Origin of the sequence: Halomonas campaniensis, assembly GCF_002211105.1 — a bacterium.
Taxonomy (GTDB): domain Bacteria; phylum Pseudomonadota; class Gammaproteobacteria; order Pseudomonadales; family Halomonadaceae; genus Vreelandella; species Vreelandella campaniensis_A.
Window position 1 is genome coordinate 429,905 of sequence record NZ_JPUA01000037.1, and the last position, 19,320, is coordinate 449,224.

Here is a 19,320-nt window from a genome sequence, read left to right on the forward strand (position 1 = left end):
TTGCGCCTCAGCCTCCTCCATCGCACACTCATAGCCATCACTATCGCTAGAGCGAGCACTGGCTTCCGAAGGACTGGTTTCCGTAGGGCTGTCGGCATTTTCTGCATGCGCTTGAAGCGAGAGCGTGCCCACTAAAAACGCCAGCGCCCAAGTACCTTTTAAGCGCCTGAGCACTCTTATGTTGCGCACCCCCATCCCGCGCACTCCTTACTTACCCATTGTGCATCAATGAAAAAGCATGCATTCGGCTTAGCGCTGACCCAATGGTTCAGTGACTGCCGATGAACGCATTAATGGCATCCAACTGTCGCCGCTACCGTAAGCGGCACTCTGGGTATGCTGCTCTAAATACGACTGCAATAAGCCAATCTGATCAACATCAATGTTAGTACCCTGGGACGCGGAGACTCCCTGGGGTGTCTGAACCGAATAGCCAGCTTCGCTAATGTTCATTAAACCACCTTGCCCCGACTGGCCGCTGAGCCTAAACGGAGTAGGCTCAAACATGGGCATATCCGCGCGCGTAGCCACTGCCGACTGAGAAGCCAGGCTAACGGGCTGCACTTGGGTGGATCCATTAGCCCCAGGTGTCGTCGTGGCTACGTCACTGCTTCCCTGGCGAACGGATGAGTCATTGCCAAAGAACTGAACGCCAGTAATCACCATCAGTGACACAGCAGCGGCAACTCCGGCGCCGCGAGCAAACGAGATGCCGCCCGTACGGTGAGCCGCAGGCTCAGAGTCTTGCATCATTGGAGCAGGCTCTTCGCGCAAACGGGCCATAATGCCCGCAGAAAGATCAACGCTTACATCAACGCCCTGCTCGCGCTGCATCATGCTGCGGGCAAGGTGATAACGGCGCCATGTTTCTGCGGCATCGTCATCATTCGGCAGTGCCTTCAACACTCGGCGAAGCTCAAGCTCATCACTTTCGCCATCCATTAACACCGAAAGTGATTCCCGTGTGTTTTGACTCATACTTCACACCCTCACACTGTTTAAAAGAAGTACTGGGGTGATGGCCTTCGTTACCTACACCACCACTCCGACGACTTCCAAGGTCAAGACTCCGTTACAGGCTAAGGAAATTATCAAAATTTACTAACCTGCGACGCTAAGCTCATGACACTTTGCACACCGATATATCAACGACTGACACATCAAGCGTGCTCATCAAGATAGTCAGGCTTTATGACGCCTTACATGCCAGACAGTTCACAAAAAATAAAACCTTTATTTTTTATACCGACATTGTTACAGCGATCATATTGCCGCCCTCCTACGACCACTACTCGTCGCGACTGTTCCGCGCCGTCGATACTAATGGGCGAATATGTTCATCAACCGCCTCGCGAGCACGGAAAATTCGCGAACGCACGGTACCCACTGGGCACTGCATGACCTGGGCAATATCTTCGTAGGCAAGACCATCCAGCTCGCGCAGGGTAATCGCCGTACGCAGATCATCAGGAAGATTTTCGATCGCCTGATAAACCGCGGCTTCAAGCTGGTCTCTGGCGATCGCCGCTTCGGGCGACTCTGAATCTGCCAACCGTCCGCTCTGGTCGATAATTTCAGCATCGACAATATCTAAATCACTGCCCGGCGGACGCCTTCCCCGCGAGACCAGATAGTTTTTCGCTGTATTAATCGCGATGCGGTACATCCAGGTATAGAACGCACTTTCTGAGCGAAACTTACCCAAGGCGCGGTACGCCTTAATAAATGCCTCCTGGGCCACATCCTGAACTTCAGAGTGATCATGAACGTAACGACCAATCAGGCCGATAATTTTGTGCTGGTACTTTTTTACCAGCAGATCGAAAGCGCGCGTATCACCTTTCTGGGCACGTTCAACAAGCTGTTGGTCTGTTTCCCGAGTGCCCATTCACACGCTCCTCCAGCTCGTACGACGTGCGCCGAGCCCCATTCCTATTAGCCCTAACACGTGGGCGTTCACAGCAAGCAGCATAGCGTCCCTTGGGCATTGATTAATAATAGAGTGAATAACAGGGCGATTACGTCGCCCGAGTATGTTGCTGCATTTTATAACGGTACTAAATTTTAACGACCTACATTTTAACAACAGAGCGCCCAGTGTTACGCGTTCCGTGCAGCGCATCAAGCGCTTACCCCCTTTCGCAAAACCCTGCGGCTGACACTTTTAATGCCGCTATAGTTCCACAGCAATTGATTTTTACCTGCTCGGCGAGCGATAGTAGATACCACTTTTATCGGCGCCTCACTTTTTCAGTCATTACGTAATCACAGGTAGCAAGATGTCAGAACAGCAGGTTAATAACCTTAACGTCCTCGCTCAAGACGTTCTCACCACGCCAGAAGCGCTCAAGAATGCCGTACCGTTAACCGAGGCGGCAGAGCGTACCGTAATTGAAGGCCGTAAAACCATTCAGAATATCCTGGATGGCAACGACCCGCGGCTGCTAGTCGTCGTGGGGCCGTGTTCAATTCACGATGTGGAAGCCGCACTCGACTACGCCCGCCGTCTTCGCACACTGGCCGACCAGGTCAGCGACAGCCTGTATATCGTGATGCGCGTCTATTTTGAAAAACCACGCACAACGGTGGGCTGGAAAGGTCTGATTAACGACCCGCACCTTAATGACTCCTTTGAGATTGATGAAGGCCTGCATATCGCCCGCAAGCTGCTGGTCGATCTTGCCGAAATGGGCTTACCGCTGGCGACCGAAGCACTCGACCCCATCTCACCTCAGTACCTGCAGGACTGCATTAGCTGGTCTGCGATTGGCGCCCGCACCACCGAGTCACAGACCCACCGGGAAATGGCGTCTGGCCTCTCCTGCCCGGTCGGCTTCAAAAACGGCACCGACGGCAGTCTGGACGTGGCGATAAACGCGCTTCAGTCCGTGGCCAGCCCGCACAATTTCCTGGGCATTAACCAAGCCGGTCAGGTAGCCATTATTCGCACCCGCGGCAATGCTTACGGCCACGTCGTTCTTCGTGGCGGCAACGGCAAGCCTAACTACGACAGCGTGAGCGTCGCCCTGGCGGAGAAAGAGCTTGAGAAAGCCAAGCTCTCACCCAACATTATGATCGACTGCTCCCACGCCAACTCCAACAAAGACGCTGCGTTACAGCCGTTGGTACTGGAGAACGTTACCAACCAGATCCTGGAAGGCAATACCTCCATTATCGGCCTGATGGTTGAGTCCAACATTGGCTGGGGCAACCAGAAACTAACCGCAGACCTCAGCCAGCTACAGTATGGTGTCTCCATTACCGATGCCTGCATCGACTGGGACACGACGGTAGAAACCTTCAACCGCATGAACGACAAGCTAGCCACCACCCTGGCCAAGCGCATCGCCAAATAACGGTATCACCGCGATAACAGCAACGGCAAACCCCCGCTTCGGCGGGGTTTTTTACGCCTGGCTAGCGACTGATTTCACGCCGAAATGGCGGCAGCGCATCTAACAGGGCCTGCCCATAGCGGCGGGTAATCACCCGCTTATCCAGCAAGGTGATTGTGCCTCGGTCGCTCTCTTTGCGAATCAAACGCCCGCACGCCTGAACCAGTTTAATAGACGCATCAGGCACGCTAATGCGCATAAACGCATTGCCGCCCTGACTCTCAATCCACTCCGCCAGTGTTGCACCTACCGGATCGTCGGGCACCGCAAAGGGCAGCCGCGTAATCACCACGTGCGTCAAATAGTCGCCGGGAAGATCAATCCCTTCCGCAAAGCTTGCCAAGCCAAAGATGATACTCCCCTTACCTTTATCAACGGCCGCTCGATGGCGTTCAATAAGCTCACGCTTGGGTAGCGCATCCTGAGCTAGCACGCGCTCCTTTACCATCGCAGGCAGGGCTTTATCCACCGCCCGCAGCTGAGCACGGGAAGAGAACAGCACCAGCGCCGCTTCTTTTTCGGCCAACTGCGACACAAACGTGACAATCGCCCGCTCATGGGCCTCCCTGTCGCCAGGGTCGGTGGCCTCTTGGGGGACTCGCAACACCGCATTGGCGTAATCAAAGGGGCTTGGCAGTGCCTGATAGCGATAGCGATTGGCCAATCCAGCCCGCTCCTGCAGGCGCTCAAAGCGCCCCAAAGCGGTCAAGGTCGCTGAGGTGACCACCGCACCGTGGCAGCGTCCCCATAAATGCTTGGCCAGGGTATGCGCCGCTGACACGGGGCTAGCTGAGAACTCCACTTCCGGTTCGCCTGCAACACGGCTAAGGGTGATCCAGCGGGCGCTGGGCGCCTCATTGGCCACATCCTGCTCGCTAAACGCCTGCCAAAGTGCATGGGCTTCTAAGGCTCGCCCATGCAGCAGCGCCACCAAGGGCAGCCAGGTTTCTGCCTGCTCACGATCAAGGCCGGTCTGCTTATCGGGGTCAAGACTCTCGCGCAGTATATCGCTGATACTCTCGAGACAACGCGACAGTGACGCAAACATCACCAATAGCTGCTGCGCCTGCTCCCGCAGTGCATCGGGAACTTGCCCCTTTTCAAAACGCGATTGATGGGTGGCCTCTTCGTCTGCTAAACCATTAGGTCGCTCCGCCAACTGGTGCCCCATGCTAAATACGTCACCTAGCGCAGGCTCCAGGTTATGAATCAGCTCTGGCAAGCTCACCAATAAGCGAGACACCGTGGGCTGAATGGCTAACGCTTGGTGAAGGTCGGTCAGGCTGCTTCTCAGCGTTTTTAACCAGCGCAGACAACCGTGCACCGCAAAACGGTGGGCAAAGTGAGAAAGCGCCTTTTCGGGCAGGTGGTGGCCTTCGTCGAAGACAAAGATGCAGTCCGCGGGATCAGGCAGAATTGCGCCGCCACCCAAGGCCAAATCAGCCAGCACAAGATCGTGATTGGCGACAATGACATCCGCATTTTCAAGCTCGCGGCGGGAGCGAAAGAACGCGCAGGCACCAAAGTGACCGCAGCGCCTTCCGGTGCACTGGCGATGATCCACTGTAAGACGGCGCCAGTGGGCATCCTCAATCGCCTCGGGCCAGTTGTCGCGATCCCCCTCCCACTCACCCTGGCCATAGGCTTGAGCCATATCGCTGGCAATGACTGTGAAGTCACTGCTTTGGGTCTGCAGTGACTGCTCAAACAGCGACAGCGTTGGATTAGGCTCAGTCCCCTCAAGCGCCTGATCCAAGCGCGCCACGCAGACATAGCGGCCACGCCCTTTGGCTAATGCATAGCGAAAAGCGATACCGCTGTGGCTAGCGAGTGAGGGTAAATCCTGGTTAAGCACCTGCTCTTGGAGAGCGACCGTGGCCGTTGAGATGATTAGCCGCTTGCCCCGCGCTTTTGCGATCGGCAAGGCAGCAATCAGATAGGCCAGGGTTTTACCCGTGCCGGTGCCCGCTTCGAGCACACAGACATGGGTATCGCTGGTTCGCTTGCCCTCGCCGTCGCTCTCGATATTTCCCAGCGTGCGGGCGATTTCGGCGATCATCATGCGCTGACCATAGCGTGGCGTTAGCTCAAGATTCTCCACCACGCGACGATAAGCGTCCTGAATCTCGCTTTTAAGGGCATTATCCAGCATGCGGTTTAGAGCATACCTTCCGGCGGATGTACGCAGGGCAGTTTGTCATTGATGTAGCGTTCGATTTCCGGCAATGAGAAAGCATCCTCTTCGCCAACGAAGCTAATCGAAACGCCCTTAGCACCGGCGCGACCGGTACGTCCGATACGGTGTACATAATCTTCCGGGTCTTCGGGCAGGGTGTAATTGATGACGTGGCTGACGTCTTCAATGTGGATCCCACGGCCAGCAACGTCAGTGGCGACCAACACCTGAATCTCGCCTTCGCGGAAGCTTTCCAGGGTTTTGATACGCTGATTCTGTGGCACATCCCCCGACAGCATCGCTGCACTGACACCGGCCTTTTTCAGCAGGTCGTCAAGTTTGCGCACCAAGTCACGACGGTTACCGAACACCATCACGCGTTCGAAGCTCTCTTGCTGGAGTAAATTAACCAGCAAGCGCTGCTTATCGTCATCGGACACCATATACACACGCTGATCGATATCCGCCTGATTCTCAACGGTCACTTCGATCTCAACGTGGGCAGGATCAAGCGTCCATTGGCTGGCAAGATTCAGAATGTCATCGGTAAAGGTGGCCGAGAAGAGGAAGGTCTGGCGCTCCTCTTTTTTCGGCGTGTAGCGAATAATCCGCTTCACGTCGGGGATAAAGCCCATCGACAACATGCGGTCGGCTTCATCTAACACCAATACTTCGACTTCATTCAGATCGATATCGCGCTTTTGATGGAAATCCAACAGACGCCCTGGCGTTGCCACCAGAATATCGATCTTGCTGCCCAAGCTGTCGCGCTGCTTCTGGTAGTCCATACCGCCGACCACACTCGCCACATTAAGCTGGGTAAAGCGTGCTAATGCTTTGGCATCTTTTTCGATCTGCAGTGCCAGCTCGCGGGTGGGCGCAATAATCAACGCCCGCGGTGCACCCGGCTTCTGACCATTGGGTGTTGGCTCTTCTAGGAAGTAGGCCATCACAGAGATCAAAAATGCCGCGGTTTTGCCGGTCCCCGTTTGCGCTTTGCCGACAATGTCGCCACCTAATAGCGTTTGGCGCAGGGCCTCGGCTTGAATAGGCGTGCAGTACTCAAACCCTTGGGCATGAATAGCGCGCATTAAGGGCAGCGGCAGATCAAAGTCATGAAAGCGCCACTTGCCGGCCACGGCGGGCACCTGAAACTGACGAAGATCCCAGCTCGACTGGCGACGACGCGGTTTACGACGGCGGCGTTTTGGCTTGCGGTTCTGGGCCGGTGCTGTGGTCTGTTCCGACTCGCTCATAGGCTGTCTATCTGTCCATTGCTGTGGAAGTTGGCATCATGAAGCGCGCATTGTACCAGGGCTTGGCGATAAGAGCGCGTCCTGCTGTCGAAGGAGTCCCAAGGCCTGTTAGAATAGCCGTTAAATCGACGTAAGGAGCGCGACATGACGCGTAAGAAAAAAACTCGTTCACTGGCCGACAAGGTGACCATTCGTACCGGTCGGCGCAAGGATTATAAAAAATGGCGCCACGACAATCCTGATCAAGTCGCCCCTTCGCGCCGTTTTGTAGCGAAAAAACAGCAGCAGCGCAAACTCCAGGCGGTGAGAAAACTGGCTCGCCAACAGAGTGGGCAGGATATTGCCATTCACCCTGACAAAACTGACAGCGGCGCCAACAAACCACACGGGGACGACTCATAATGCGCTTGGTTTCGTTCAACATTAATGGCATCCGCGCACGGCTTCACCAGCTACAGGCGTTGATCGACACTCAGCAGCCGGACGTGATTGGACTGCAGGAAACCAAGGTGCAGGACAGCGAGTTCCCGCTTGCCGACGTGGAGGCCATGGGCTACCACGTTTTTTATCATGGCCAAAAAGGCCATTACGGCGTTGCCTTACTGTGCCGCCAAGCACCCGAAGAGATTTTTTACGGTTTCCCCGATGACGGGGAAGACGCTCAGCGCCGCATGATCGGCGTTCGTCTAATCGCAGAGGATGGAGAAACCGTGACGGTATGGAACGGCTACTTCCCTCAGGGCGAAAACGTTACTCACCCGACCAAATTTCCCCATAAAGAGCGCTTTTATGGTCAGTTAGCGCGACTGCTCAACGAGCAGCACCGCCCCGACGAGCGGCTGGCGATCATGGGCGACTTTAATATCTCGCCGGAAGATCAGGACATCGGCATTGGTGAAGCTAACCGTAAGCGCTGGCTGCGTGAAGGCAAAGCCAGCTTTCAGCCCATTGAGCGCGAGTGGCTCGAAGGCATTAAAGCCTGGGGGCTTAGCGATAGCTACCGACTCTGCTACCCAAACAGCGATGACCGCTTTAGCTGGTTCGACTACCGCTCAAAAGGGTTTAACCAGGATCCCAAGCGCGGCCTGCGTATCGACTATATTCTAGTCACCCAGGCGCTAGCTGAGCAGGTCACCGGCGCGGGCATAGACTACGATTTACGCGGCATGGAGCGGCCATCGGATCACGCGCCTACCTGGAGTGATTTTGATATTGCGCTTAAAACCTAGACCTCTCTGCATACGGCGCTAGGGCGCCGCGAGGGCGCTGTGAACCCATCCATGGGCGCTACTTTTTCCATCCCTGGAAAAAGACCCTCGCTTTACCCTATCGCCGACCTACTGAACTGGACAAACATCTTTTCTGCTTGAGATTAACTAGTTGAAACTGGCCAGCCACTGCTCCGCTTCATCGTCACCCAGTGATGCGGCATGGGCAAAGGCCTGCTTGGCTTGCTCATTTTCACCCCAGGCGTAGGCGAGCTGACCATAGGTTCGCCAGTCGTCGACTGCTTGAGTATGCAGTGCTAACGCCTGCCAAGCACTCAAGGCCTTCTCAACGTCTTTAGCCTGCCGCCAGGCGCTGGCCAGTAGACGCAGATTCGACTCGTCGCGGACAATATCGCCCTCACTCATCGCCCGCTCTAGGTGTTCTGCCGCCCTTGCGGGGGTGCCGCCGGCGAGATGGAGTTGAACCAACAGCCAGAAATCTTCCTGCTCGGTTAATTTGCCTAATTGCCACGCCGTCTCCCACAAGCCAGCGGCAACCCCTGACTGGCCAGCCTGCTGAGCAAGGCCGGCGGCTTGGCGCCAGTCAGCAGCGTCGCTTTGCGCATTCAAGCCATCCAGCAGCCAGCCCAAGGCCTGATCGCCTTGCCCTGCATTGCGATACACAGCAAGCGCTAGCGTCTGCTGAACTTCGTTTAATTCTGGCGTCTCATTAACCGCCTGCTCTAGCCAGTCGGCAGCTTCTTCCCACCGCTCCTGTTGCGCCAGCAAGCGGACTAACTGCCATGTAGTATCAATATCCTGCTGACTGGCTAACCACTCACTGAGCAGCTCAATGGCCTGATCACGCTGACCGGCAGCACGACGCAGTGAGGCTTCCTCACGTAGCCAGCGAGCCGCCTGGGCGTTATCAACCCCATTTAAGCCACGTGCTATCGCCAGCCGATCCGCTGCCTCAGCGTGTTGATCCTGGCGCGCCAAGGCGCCGGCTGCGAGCTGTTGATAGAGCGCGCTGGCCCACTGATCCGATTGATTGCCTGGCGCCAGGCGCTCGGCCTGAGCAGTCGCACGCTCAACAATCTGAGCTAACGCGCCTTCTTGCAGCTGACTATCTTGTAATTGAGCCTGTAGCGCATTGAGGTCAGCAATCACATCACCCTGCAACGCTGGACTCGCCAGTGCTGAGAATGACCATGCGCTAAGCATTAAACAAACGCTGAGCGATAAAATCGATAAAGGGCGCTTCATAGCTACCTCAACTGAAACTCGACCCGCTGGGTGGCATTGCGTAATCGATCATCGGGTTCAAATTGCCACTTAGCAATCGCGTCTCGCGCGGCATCGTCAAATACGCGGCGCGGCTGCGCATTGGTAATACGTATAGAAGAGCTGTCGACGCTTCCATCGCGGCGAATTGTAAACGTCACTTCCACAAAACCTTCCATGCCACGCCGCTGAGCACGAGGCGGATAAATGGGCTCAGTCTGGCTAGTTGGAGTGGCCCGTCCAACATTAACTGGCTCATTCGAAGGCGCTGGCTCAGCCGCTGGAGCAGCCTCGCGCTCAGCGGGCTCACTCGTCTCAGCAGCAGTAGCATCAGGCGCTGGCTCAGCGGGCGCTTCCTGTGGCGGCGGCTCAGGTGCAGGTTCTGGCGTGGGCTCAGGCCGGGGCTCTGGTTCAACTTCCGTTAGCTCCGGGAGTTCGCTGTCCATTTCTACCGGCTCAACGGGTTCATCCGGCAGTTCTACTTCCGGCATGCTGATAGTGCTCTCAGCTACGGGCGGTGGCTCGGGAGCGGGCATGGGCGGCGGCGCTTGTTGCGGCACCGCTTCAACGGGCTGCGGCGCAGGGGCCTCTTGCTCAGGGGCAACTTCCGGTGCCTCAATCATCGTCATCGCCATACTCATGGTCAGCTTCTCGGGCTCCCGCTCGGGGGGGGCCACAAGCTGGGCAAGCAGCCAGAACAAGCCCACCGCCAGCACGACGCCTCCCATTAACGACAGCATGTGTCGCATCATGACCCACTCCGACTCGCTGCCACCGCCACTTGGTCAACCCCCGCTTCGCGCAAGCGATCCATCACCTCGATCAGCAACCCAGTCGTGGATTCGCGATCTGCCTGGATGACCACCGAGCCATCGTCGCTCAGCATATCGGCCACCTGTTGCCCAACCCGGTGGGCATCCACGGGACTGCCATCTACCCACACCGCACCTTCGGGCGAAATCGCCACAAGCACTTGGGCATCTGGGCGTGGGGTGGCGGCGCTGGATTCCGGTCGTTCAATCTCGACACCGCTCTCTTTGACAAAGCTGGTAGTCACAATAAAGAAAATCAGCATGATAAAGACCACGTCAAGCATGGGTGTAAGGTTCACCTCATTGCTTTCAGCAGTTGCATCTATGGAACGACGTCTACGCATCACTCTCCTCCAGTGCCCGCGCCAAGCGATCATGCAGCCGCTGGTCTTCACGACGAATGACGTGCTCTAAACGACTAATAAATAACAGCCCTACCACAGCGACGGCCATACCGGTCAGGGTCGGCAGCGTTGCACGGGCAACCCCGTCGGCCATGGCACGCGCCTGATGAGTCTCACTCAGCGAAAGACTGTCGAATACACTGATCATCCCCGTTACCGTGCCTAACAATCCCAGTAACGGGCACAGCGCGACCAACAGCTTTAACCATGGCAAGGGCTTGCGCAGCCTGGCGACGAGCGCCTCTGCCCATACATGGCGAAGCGTGCGTGCACTCCAGCTGGTGTGGTCATTTCGCGCCGCCCAGCGGCGTAGCAGTTGACGCCTTGCTATACGCCAGGTGATTCGGTAGTACCACCAGCGCTCCATGGCCATGGCGAACACCAACACTGCCACGACTGCCAGAACGACCAGCACCGCACCACCCGCCTCCACTAAGCGCTCAACGGGTTCGAGCCAGAGAGGAAGAGTGGACATGTTAATTCACCACGGGCGTTTGAGATTCCAGATGATCTGCCAATGTCGCACTCGCCTGCCCTTCAATCACATGGGTCAGATAGCGACTGCGACCTGCCAACGCTGTTTGCACAAACAGCAGCGGCACGGCGGTAATCAGGCCCAGCACAGTAGTCACCAGCGCCTGGCTAATACCACCCGCCATTAGCTTCGGGTCACCGGTACCGAATACGGTAATCGCTTGGAAAGTCACGATCATGCCGGTTACCGTGCCCAGCAGACCGAGCAATGGTGCTATCGCGGCAAGCAGCTTCACCATCGGCTGACTACGTTCCAGCCTGGGCAACTCGGCCAACACTGCTTCATCCAACCGCGCTTCCAGCGCCTCCGGAGTTTGATGTTTATCCATGCCTTCAAAGCGCAGCAGAACCCGGCCCAGCGGGTTATTGTCCCGCAACTGATCGAGAGATTGCCGCTGGCGTTTAACACGCAGACTCACCAGTACCAAATAGAGATACTGCCCCAGCCCGATGATCATGCCCAGAATACCCAGCGCCACGACAACATAGCCGACATAGCCGCCCTGCTGGAAACGCTCCCATAGACTGGGTTGCTGGGCCAAGGCCTCCAGCACACTGCCCTGGGTAGGATCCACCGCAAATACATTGCTTTCGCCCTGGTAGTAAGCCGCCAGCACCCCGGCAATGGCATCAGGGGTACGCGGCAGAACCACTAGGTTGCCGTCATTTTCACCGCGCTCTAAAAGCTCGTTCTCGGTAAAGGCCGCAAAATCGCCTAACCGCACCAACTCACGGGTGGCTACCTCGCCATTAGCATCGGCGACGGGCATTGAAAGCCGCTCGGCACGGCCGGTGCGTGCGGTTAGCGTCGCCAAGCCATCTACCAAGCTTTCCAATTGATGGCGCTCAAGCACTTCGACTTCATCCAAACGCGGCGGCAACGATCCCTCCTCGAGGGTGAGCAAGCTCTCCTCCCCCAGCGCATTGCGAATCTCGGAGCTATGCCGGGCCAGATTGTCCAACAATCCGGAAAGCGCTTCGCCCTGCTCTGCCTGACGTTCGCTCAGCTCACTGGCTTGCTCTGTTTGCTCTGCCTGCTGGGCCTCTAGGGTTTCATGCTGCTGCTGGGCCTCTTCGTTCTCGGCGCGCGCCTGCTCCAGTGCGGCCTCTAGCGCCTGCTGATCATCCAGGAAGTCCATTAACCGCTGTTGGTCACGCGCTTGCGCCGCCTCACGGGCTTCACGCAACGAAGTAGCGTTTTCGGTTTGTGCTGTGGCTGCACCACTGAATGCCGTTAGCACTATTAGTGTGCAGATAGCGCCAAACTGCCCCATGGACAAACGACCAGCATGCTGGCGATTAAACGTTACGCTAAAACGACTCATGGCTGCTCTCCCTGCAGATCATTGACACTAATCGAGAGCGGCAAGGTTAATAGATCCGGGGCGCGCTGATCTTCCGCCATGCGCAGCCCACTGCGCAGTTCGCGCAGGTACTCTTCATCCAGCGACTGCCATTCGCCACTTTGGGCGCTCCACACGCCACCCTCGCGGCCATCGGGGGTTAGGTAGTAAAAGCCGATACGTCCGATGCGCAAGAAGTCCACTTCACGTTCGCGACCATCCTGGTTTAAACGACCCCGCCAGCTGTCCATCTCCTGACCATAATCGAGCTCAACGCGCCACGCTTCGAGCAGTCCATTAATACGTTCAATGGTGTTTTGTCCCTGCTCATCGGGCTGGCGCTCAACCCGTGCCAACCGCTCTTCACGTAGAAACGGCAGGTCACGCTCAATCCATTGGCTCAACTGCGCTGACATGTTTTGCTCAATCACGGGCAGCGCTGCACGGGTCTCTTCCAGCGTATCCAGCGCCGTCGCCAACCGCTGCTGACGCGCAGCCTCTTCCGCCAAGCGTCCGCTCAGTGAGGCATTCTCAGCCTCCAACTGGCGGGTTTCGCGCTCTAAACGGCGCAGCTCTTCCAACTGCTCGCGGGTTTGCTCATCGGCAGCATCAATCTGCTCCTGGAGCGCTGCCTGGGCCTGCTGGGCTTCTACACTCTCGGCCGCTTGAGCCACTGCTTGTTCACTTGCCAACAGCGTGCCACTGACCAGCACTCCCGCTAGCCACCATCCACGCAAGGCAAAGAAAGGCCTGTTCAGCACGTCGACTCTCCGTCACTGAGTAGGGGGCGGCGGACGCCGCCCCACTAGAAACTAATTGGGTATCAGAACGATTTGCGTTTATCTTTCACGCTGACTAGCCTACCACTAATAGAATAAATGACAATATTTATCATTAGCAATCAATCGATTTTTGCTTACCTAGCGCGCATAAAAAAAGGCGCCCTTGGGCGCCCGTAATTACAATATTCAAGCTTAATAGTTAACCACTACGTACTCTTTCGTCAGCGGCGCCAGCGGAAGCAGCCAAGCCTCTTCACGGGTTACCCATCTTGCTTCGGCGATTTCAGCCGCCGCTTCGACAGGCTCATCGATAACAAGGCTAAATAGATGCGCTTCGAGCACCATGTCCGGCTCATTGGCGGCGGGAGCGCTGTGCACGCCTAGCGGAATCAGTTGATCCTCATTAACCTGCAAGCCCAACTCCTCCTTCAGCTCGCGGCACAGCGCCATTAGGGCAGTTTCCCCTGTATCGATCTTGCCACCGGGCTGCATAAAGAAAGATGTGTTGTGCTTACGCACCAATAGTAGGCGCCCATCAGGGTCGCTTACGACGGCAGCGGCGATCTCTAATACGTTAGCTTCGCTGGCTGACATACACCCTCCTCTATGCTCATAACTTACGGTGTGAGATTAAAACGCCCAGTCGTCGTCTTCTGTGGCAACGGCTTTGCCGATCACGTAGGAAGAACCAGAGCCGGAGAAGAAATCGTGGTTCTCGTCGGCGTTGGGTGAAAGTGCGGCCATGATGGTCGGGTCTACATCCGTCACACTGCTGGGGAACAGCGGCTCAAAGCCAAGGTTCATCAGCGCTTTATTGGCGTTGTAGTGAAGGAATTTTTTAACGTCTTCACTGAGGCCGACCTCGTCATAAAGCGACTCGGTGTAGCGCACTTCGTTGTCATAGAGCTCCAGCAGCAGCTCGTAGGCGTAATCTTTGACTTCCTGCTGGCGCGCAGGCGTCGCTTCCGCCATTGCCTGCTGGAATTTGTAGCCAATGTAGTAGCCGTGTACCGCTTCATCGCGAATGATGAGACGGATCAGGTCGGCAGTGTTGGTCAACTTGGCATGGCTCGACCAATACATCGGCAGGTAGAAGCCGGAGTAGAACAGAAACGACTCAAGGAATACGCTGGCAACTTTGCGCATCAGCGGGTCATCCGAGCGGTAGCGCTCTAAAATTAGCTGGGATTTTGCCTGCAGCGTGGGATTCTCTTCACTCCAGCGGAACGCGTCATCCACATCGCGGGTGGTACAGAGCGTCGAGAAGATCGAGCTATAGGAGCGCGCGTGCACTGATTCCATAAAGGCGATATTGGTATAAACCGCCTCTTCGTGGGGCGTGCGGGCATCTTCCATTAATACTGGCGCACCGACACTGCTCTGAATGGTATCCAGCAGCGTAAGGCCGGTAAACACGCGGATCGTCAGCTGTTTCTCTTTATCAGTCAGGGTGTTCCAGGACTGAATATCGTTCGACAGCGGGACTTTCTCCGGCAGCCAGAAATTACTGGTCAAGCGGTTCCATACTTCCAGGTCTTTATCATCCTGAAGTCGGTTCCAGTTAATCGCGTCAACCCGCGATAAACGTTGCATGGTATTCATATCACTCTCTCAAAGCCCGGCTATGAGAGCCGGGCTAGCGAAACTTATTTATAAAAACTGGCTATAAAAAGCTGGTTTTAAAAACGAACGCTCAGCGCACACAAGGCGTATCAACAGACATCAGTGCCATTACAGCGTGCAGGAAACGCAACCTTCTACCTCAGTACCTTCTAACGCACTCTGACGCAGGCGGATGTAGTAAAGCGTTTTGATACCTTTGCGCCAGGCGTAAATCTGCGCCTTATTGATATCCCGCGTGCTGGCGGTATCCGGGAAGAACAGCGTTAGCGATAAGCCCTGGTCGACGTGCTGCGAGGCTTCCGCATAGGTATCGATGATCTTTTCCGGGCCGATTTCGTAGGCGTCCTGGAAATAGTCAAAATTCGCTTCATCCAGGAAAGGCGCCGGGTAATAAACACGCCCCAACTTGCCCTCTTTACGAATCTCGATTCTCGCCGCCACCGGGTGAATACTGGAGGTGGAGTTATTGATGTAAGAGATCGAGCCCGTCGGCGGTACCGCCTGCAGGTTACGGTTATACAAACCGTGGGCCATCACCGACGCTTTCAGCTCCTGCCAATCATCTTGGGTCGGCAGCGCGATACCGCTGCGCTCAAACAGCCCACGTACTTTATCGGTGCGCGGCAGCCACGCCTGGTCGGTGTACTTATCGAAGAAGGTTCCCGAGGCGTAGGTAGAGTCGGCAAAGCCCGCAAACGACTCTTTGTGCTCAATCGCCAAACGGTTCGACGCACGGATCGCATGAAAGGCAACGCAGTAGAAGTAGAGGTTGGTAAAATCCAAACCTTCGTCAGAGCCGTAGTAAATGTGCTCCCGCGCCAGATAGCCGTGTAGGTTCATCTGACCCAAGCCAATCGCCCGCGACTTGGCATTGCCTTCGGCAATAGAGGGCACGCTGCGCAGGTTGCTCATTTCCGAAACGGCGGTAAGGCCGCGAATAGCGATTTCCACGCTGGTGCCGATATCGCCTGAATCCATTACCTTGGCAATATTCATTGAGCCCAGGTTACAGGAGATATCCTGGCCGATTTGGCGATAACCCAGGTCGTCGTCATACTCCGTCGGTGTATTAACCTGAAGAATTTCAGAGCAAAGGTTACTCATGTTAATACGGCCAGCAATCGGGTTGGCGCGATTAACCGTGTCTTCGAACATGATGTACGGGTAGCCTGACTCAAACTGCAGCTCGGCGAGGGTTTGGAAGAAGGCCCGTGCATTGATCTTATGCTTGCGAATGCGTGCATCCGCAACCATCTCTTGGTACTTCTCGGTAACGCTGATGTCGCCAAAGGGCACGCCGTAAACACGCTCTACATCGTAGGGCGAGAACAGGTACATGTCGTCGTTGCGCTTGGCAAGCTCAAAGGTAATATCCGGAATCGTCACGCCCAACGAGAGCGTTTTGATACGGATTTTCTCGTCGGCGTTTTCCCGCTTGGTATCCAAAAAGCGCAGGATATCCGGGTGGTGTGCGTTGAGATACACCGCCCCTGCCCCCTGGCGGGCCCCCAGCTGGTTAGCATAGGAGAAGGCATCTTCCAGCAGTTTCATAATCGGGATAATGCCCGACGACTGATTTTCGATACGCTTAATGGGCGCGCCGGACTCACGAATATTGCTGAGCAGAAACGCCACGCCGCCGCCGCGTTTGGAGAGCTGCAGGGCCGAGTTAATGGAGCGGCCAATCGACTCCATATTGTCTTCGATACGCAGTAGGAAGCACGACACCAGCTCACCGCGCTGCTGCTTGCCGCAGTTCAAAAAGGTGGGCGTCGCGGGCTGAAAACGGCCGCTAATGATTTCATCCACCAGCGACTTCGCCAGCGTTTCGTCGCCCCGCGCAAGGGTCAGCGCGACCATGCAGACACGGTCTTCGTAACGCTCTAGATAGCGCTTGCCATCAAACGTTTTTAGCGTGTAGCTAGTGTAGTACTTAAAGGCACCCAAAAAGCTTGGGAAGCGAAACTTATAGGCGTAAGCCTGCTCGAATAGCGCCTTGATAAAGGCGAAACTGTACTGGGCCAGCATCTCGGCTTCGTAGTACTGCTCTTCGACCAGGTAATCGAGCTTTTCTTCCAACGAGTGGAAGAACACCGTGTTCTGGTTAACGTGCTGCAAGAAGTACTGGCGGGCCGCTTCACGATCCTTATCCAGCTGTAGCTCGCCATTGGCACCGTACAGGTTGAGCATGGCATTGAGGGCATGGTAATCCAGCGTGCGCGCTTCAGACGTCGCCGCAGGCCGTTTTGCCTCAACACCGTTTGCGGCTAAATCTTTAGAGGCTGTTTCTTTAGAAGCTGTTTTTTTAGAGGCTAGGCTTGTCGTTTCCAAAACTCTTCTACTCCTTTGCGGACGTTGGCCACGTCGTCGTCGGTGCCAAACAGTTCGAATCGATACAGCAGCGGGACGTTACATTTTTTCGCAATAATACGGCCAGCAAGGCCGTACGCTTCGCCAAAATTAGTGTTTCCCGCTGCAATCACCCCCCGCAGGAGGCTCCGATTATGTGTGTCGTTGAGAAAATGGATCACCTGCTTGGGCACCGCACCCTGCTCACTTCCCCCACCATATGTAGGGGTAACTAAAATATACGGCCTGGTGACACGTGGAACAGGGGCATCGCGATTCAGCGGCAATCGCTGCGCGGCAAAACCAAGTTTTTCTACAAACCGATGGGTATTGCCTGATTTCGTAGAGAAGTACACCAACGTGCCGACTACAGGTGTGGGCGCGCAACTTGCCAGCATTTGGATGACTTACGCCAGTGCCTGAATACGGTCTGGACGGAAACCCGACCAGTGATCCTCACCTACCACTACGACAGGAAGCTGCCGATAGCCCAGCGCTTCGACTTCTTCTTGGGCACCGGATTCGGCGGTAATATCGATAACAGTGTAATCAAGCCCCTGCTTGTCGAGCGCGCGGTAAGTCGCAGTGCATTGAACACAAGCGGGCTTGCTATAAATTTGGATTTCCATGGCTATTTTCCTTTTCATAGCGGCATTTTTCGGGTAGAGCACATCTAGTGCCCGCCCCCTCTAGAAGATACAACGCATACTATATATAGACCAATGGAAAATCAATTCAAGCATATGTGGTATTTTTCATCCACAGGATATTGACAGCTAATGCCCAATACTGTCCCAGACAAAAAAAACCGCCCACTAAAAAGTGGGCGGTTTTTTTTCACAGCGCCGCAAAGCGGCACGGCTAGCGGATCATAGCAATATTAGCTAATCGCAGCTTGGTAACGACGCTCAACGTCTTCCCAGTTCACCACGTTAAAGAACGCAGCAATGTAGTCCGGACGCTTATTTTGATACTTCAGGTAGTAGGCATGTTCCCAAACATCCAGACCGAGCAGCGGCGTGTTGCCGTGCATCAGCGGGCTATCTTGGTTCAAGGTATTTTCTACCACCAATTTCTTTTCAGGGGTAATGGAGAGCCATGCCCAACCACTGCCGAAACGGCCAACGGCCGCTTTTTTGAACTCTTCTTTAAAGGCTTCCAGACCGCCCAGCTCAGCATCAATCGCTTTGGCGACATCGCCCTGGGGGTTACCACCGCCGTTAGGTGACATCATCTGCCAAAACATGGAGTGATTGGCATGACCGCCACCGTTGTTGATAACGGCTTGACGCTTGGCTTCTGGAACGCGATCCAGATTAGCGACCAGCTCTTCGACAGGGACATCTTCAAGACCTGTGCCTTCCAGCGCAGCGTTCAGGTTGTTGATGTAGGTTTGATGGTGACGAGAGTGGTGGATTTCCATCGTCATCGCATCGATATGCGGTTCGAGAGCGTCATATGCGTACGGCAATTCGGGTAGTGTATGTGCCATATCATCATCTCCTTGAGTGGCTTTCGTTGCTTTCACTTACCTATGTGCGGTCAGCCCGCAGCTTTTTCAACCACCGGGGTGGTTTTTCTTACCTTTTGCCCCAGTACTTTAGTCAACTATTGCCAGTTTACCTAATACACCGGCCAAAAAAAAAGCCGACTTCTGGCGAAGTCGGCCCCCCGCTATTGAATCACGGTATTGCTTACAGCTTGCTCTCAAGTTCCGGCAGGATCTCAAACAGATCGCCCACCAGGCCGTAATCCGCCACCTGGAAAATCGGTGCTTCGTCGTCTTTATTGATCGCGACGATCACTTTGGAGTCTTTCATGCCCGCCAGATGCTGGATGGCACCGGAAATGCCCACGGCGATATACAGATCCGGCGCGACGATCTTGCCGGTCTGCCCGACCTGCATATCGTTGGGTACAAAGCCGGCGTCTACCGCGGCCCGGGAAGCACCGATGGCAGCCCCCAGCTTGTCGGCAATGCCGTCGAGCAGCTTGAAGTTTTCGCCGTTGCCCATCCCGCGGCCGCCGGAGATCACCACCCTGGCACCGCCCAGTTCGGGACGATCCGACTGCGCCAGCTCCTCTTTCACAAAGCTGGACTGACTGTTTTCTACCACGGTATCGACCGCTTCAATCGTCGCGCTGCCGCTGGTG

20 protein-coding genes and 1 pseudogene are annotated in these 19,320 nt (G+C 55.6%); 3 read left to right on the forward strand and 18 right to left on the reverse strand.

Features of this window, described 5'->3' with window-relative positions:
• The 3 genes and pseudogenes from JI62_RS22690 to rpoE form a co-directional block, all read right to left on the reverse strand.
• A pseudogene (locus JI62_RS22690) lies at positions 1-195 on the reverse strand (hypothetical protein); the annotation flags it as partial.
• A gap of 54 nt (positions 196-249) precedes the next feature.
• Positions 250-978 carry a sigma-E factor negative regulatory protein gene (locus JI62_RS19360; protein ID WP_088701727.1) on the reverse strand — a complete coding sequence of 243 codons (729 nt, stop codon included), beginning with the start codon at positions 976-978 and terminating at the stop codon, positions 250-252.
• Between the two features lie 310 nt (positions 979-1,288).
• Positions 1,289-1,888, reverse strand: a complete 600-nt coding sequence (gene rpoE, locus JI62_RS19365) for an RNA polymerase sigma factor RpoE (protein ID WP_035578604.1) — start codon at positions 1,886-1,888, stop codon at positions 1,289-1,291.
• 391 nt (positions 1,889-2,279) lie between these two features.
• Here rpoE and JI62_RS19370 point away from each other — a divergent pair, with 391 nt between their 5' ends.
• The gene (locus tag JI62_RS19370) at positions 2,280-3,356 is read left to right on the forward strand and encodes a 3-deoxy-7-phosphoheptulonate synthase (RefSeq protein WP_088701728.1); all 1,077 of its coding nucleotides are present in this window, start codon (positions 2,280-2,282) and stop codon (positions 3,354-3,356) included.
• Between the two features lie 61 nt (positions 3,357-3,417).
• Here the strand turns inward: JI62_RS19370 and dinG are convergent, their stop codons facing one another.
• Both dinG and rhlB read right to left on the reverse strand, forming a co-directional pair.
• On the reverse strand, positions 3,418-5,547 hold the full coding sequence (gene dinG / locus JI62_RS19375; protein ID WP_088701729.1) for an ATP-dependent DNA helicase DinG: 2,130 nt from the start codon (positions 5,545-5,547) through the stop codon (positions 3,418-3,420).
• A 5-nt stretch (positions 5,548-5,552) separates the two neighbouring features.
• The gene (gene rhlB, locus JI62_RS19380; protein ID WP_088701730.1) at positions 5,553-6,827 is read right to left on the reverse strand and encodes an ATP-dependent RNA helicase RhlB; all 1,275 of its coding nucleotides are present in this window, start codon (positions 6,825-6,827) and stop codon (positions 5,553-5,555) included.
• Positions 6,828-6,971: 144 nt separating this feature from the next.
• Here rhlB and JI62_RS19385 point away from each other — a divergent pair, with 144 nt between their 5' ends.
• A complete protein-coding gene (locus JI62_RS19385) occupies positions 6,972-7,229 on the forward strand; it encodes a hypothetical protein (protein WP_088701731.1) in 258 nt (85 codons plus the stop codon).
• Positions 7,229-8,056, forward strand: a complete 828-nt coding sequence (xthA, locus tag JI62_RS19390; protein ID WP_088701732.1) for an exodeoxyribonuclease III — start codon at positions 7,229-7,231, stop codon at positions 8,054-8,056. The genes JI62_RS19385 and xthA overlap by 1 nt, the downstream gene beginning before the upstream one ends.
• 147 nt (positions 8,057-8,203) lie before the next feature.
• Here xthA and JI62_RS19395 read toward each other — a convergent pair whose 3' ends face one another.
• From JI62_RS19395 to JI62_RS19455, 13 genes are all read right to left on the reverse strand, one after another.
• The gene (locus JI62_RS19395) at positions 8,204-9,301 is read right to left on the reverse strand and encodes a hypothetical protein (protein WP_088701733.1); all 1,098 of its coding nucleotides are present in this window, start codon (positions 9,299-9,301) and stop codon (positions 8,204-8,206) included.
• A 2-nt stretch (positions 9,302-9,303) separates the two neighbouring features.
• Positions 9,304-10,071: an energy transducer TonB gene (locus JI62_RS19400; protein ID WP_088701734.1), complete on the reverse strand. Its 768-nt coding sequence runs from the start codon at positions 10,069-10,071 to the stop codon at positions 9,304-9,306.
• Positions 10,068-10,475, reverse strand: a complete 408-nt coding sequence (locus JI62_RS19405; RefSeq protein WP_022523852.1) for an ExbD/TolR family protein — start codon at positions 10,473-10,475, stop codon at positions 10,068-10,070. The genes JI62_RS19400 and JI62_RS19405 overlap by 4 nt, the downstream gene beginning before the upstream one ends.
• Positions 10,468-11,010 (reverse strand): MotA/TolQ/ExbB proton channel family protein, encoded by a 543-nt coding sequence (locus JI62_RS19410; protein WP_088701735.1) that lies wholly within the window; start codon positions 11,008-11,010, stop codon positions 10,468-10,470. The genes JI62_RS19405 and JI62_RS19410 overlap by 8 nt, the downstream gene beginning before the upstream one ends.
• 1 nt (position 11,011) lies before the next feature.
• A complete protein-coding gene (locus JI62_RS19415) occupies positions 11,012-12,343 on the reverse strand; it encodes a MotA/TolQ/ExbB proton channel family protein (protein ID WP_088701766.1) in 1,332 nt (443 codons plus the stop codon).
• Between the two features lie 47 nt (positions 12,344-12,390).
• Entirely contained in the window at positions 12,391-13,173 is a 783-nt protein-coding gene (locus tag JI62_RS19420) for a DUF3450 domain-containing protein (RefSeq protein WP_088701736.1), read from the reverse strand.
• A 213-nt stretch (positions 13,174-13,386) separates the two neighbouring features.
• Positions 13,387-13,788 carry an NUDIX hydrolase gene (locus JI62_RS19425; RefSeq protein ID WP_088701737.1) on the reverse strand — a complete coding sequence of 134 codons (402 nt, stop codon included), beginning with the start codon at positions 13,786-13,788 and terminating at the stop codon, positions 13,387-13,389.
• Between the two features lie 36 nt (positions 13,789-13,824).
• A complete protein-coding gene (gene nrdF / locus JI62_RS19430) occupies positions 13,825-14,796 on the reverse strand; it encodes a class 1b ribonucleoside-diphosphate reductase subunit beta (RefSeq protein WP_088701738.1) in 972 nt (323 codons plus the stop codon).
• Between the two features lie 129 nt (positions 14,797-14,925).
• Positions 14,926-17,148, reverse strand: a complete 2,223-nt coding sequence (gene nrdE / locus JI62_RS19435) for a class 1b ribonucleoside-diphosphate reductase subunit alpha (protein WP_088701739.1) — start codon at positions 17,146-17,148, stop codon at positions 14,926-14,928.
• Entirely contained in the window at positions 17,130-17,564 is a 435-nt protein-coding gene (gene nrdI, locus JI62_RS19440) for a class Ib ribonucleoside-diphosphate reductase assembly flavoprotein NrdI (protein ID WP_088701740.1), read from the reverse strand. The genes nrdE and nrdI overlap by 19 nt, the downstream gene beginning before the upstream one ends.
• A gap of 9 nt (positions 17,565-17,573) precedes the next feature.
• Positions 17,574-17,795: a glutaredoxin-like protein NrdH gene (gene nrdH, locus JI62_RS19445; RefSeq protein WP_008956787.1), complete on the reverse strand. Its 222-nt coding sequence runs from the start codon at positions 17,793-17,795 to the stop codon at positions 17,574-17,576.
• Between the two features lie 251 nt (positions 17,796-18,046).
• On the reverse strand, positions 18,047-18,658 hold the full coding sequence (locus JI62_RS19450) for a superoxide dismutase (protein WP_088701741.1): 612 nt from the start codon (positions 18,656-18,658) through the stop codon (positions 18,047-18,049).
• A 202-nt stretch (positions 18,659-18,860) separates the two neighbouring features.
• The coding region (locus JI62_RS19455) for an FAD-binding protein (RefSeq protein WP_205737554.1) at positions 18,861-19,320 on the reverse strand (460 nt) is incomplete at its 5' end.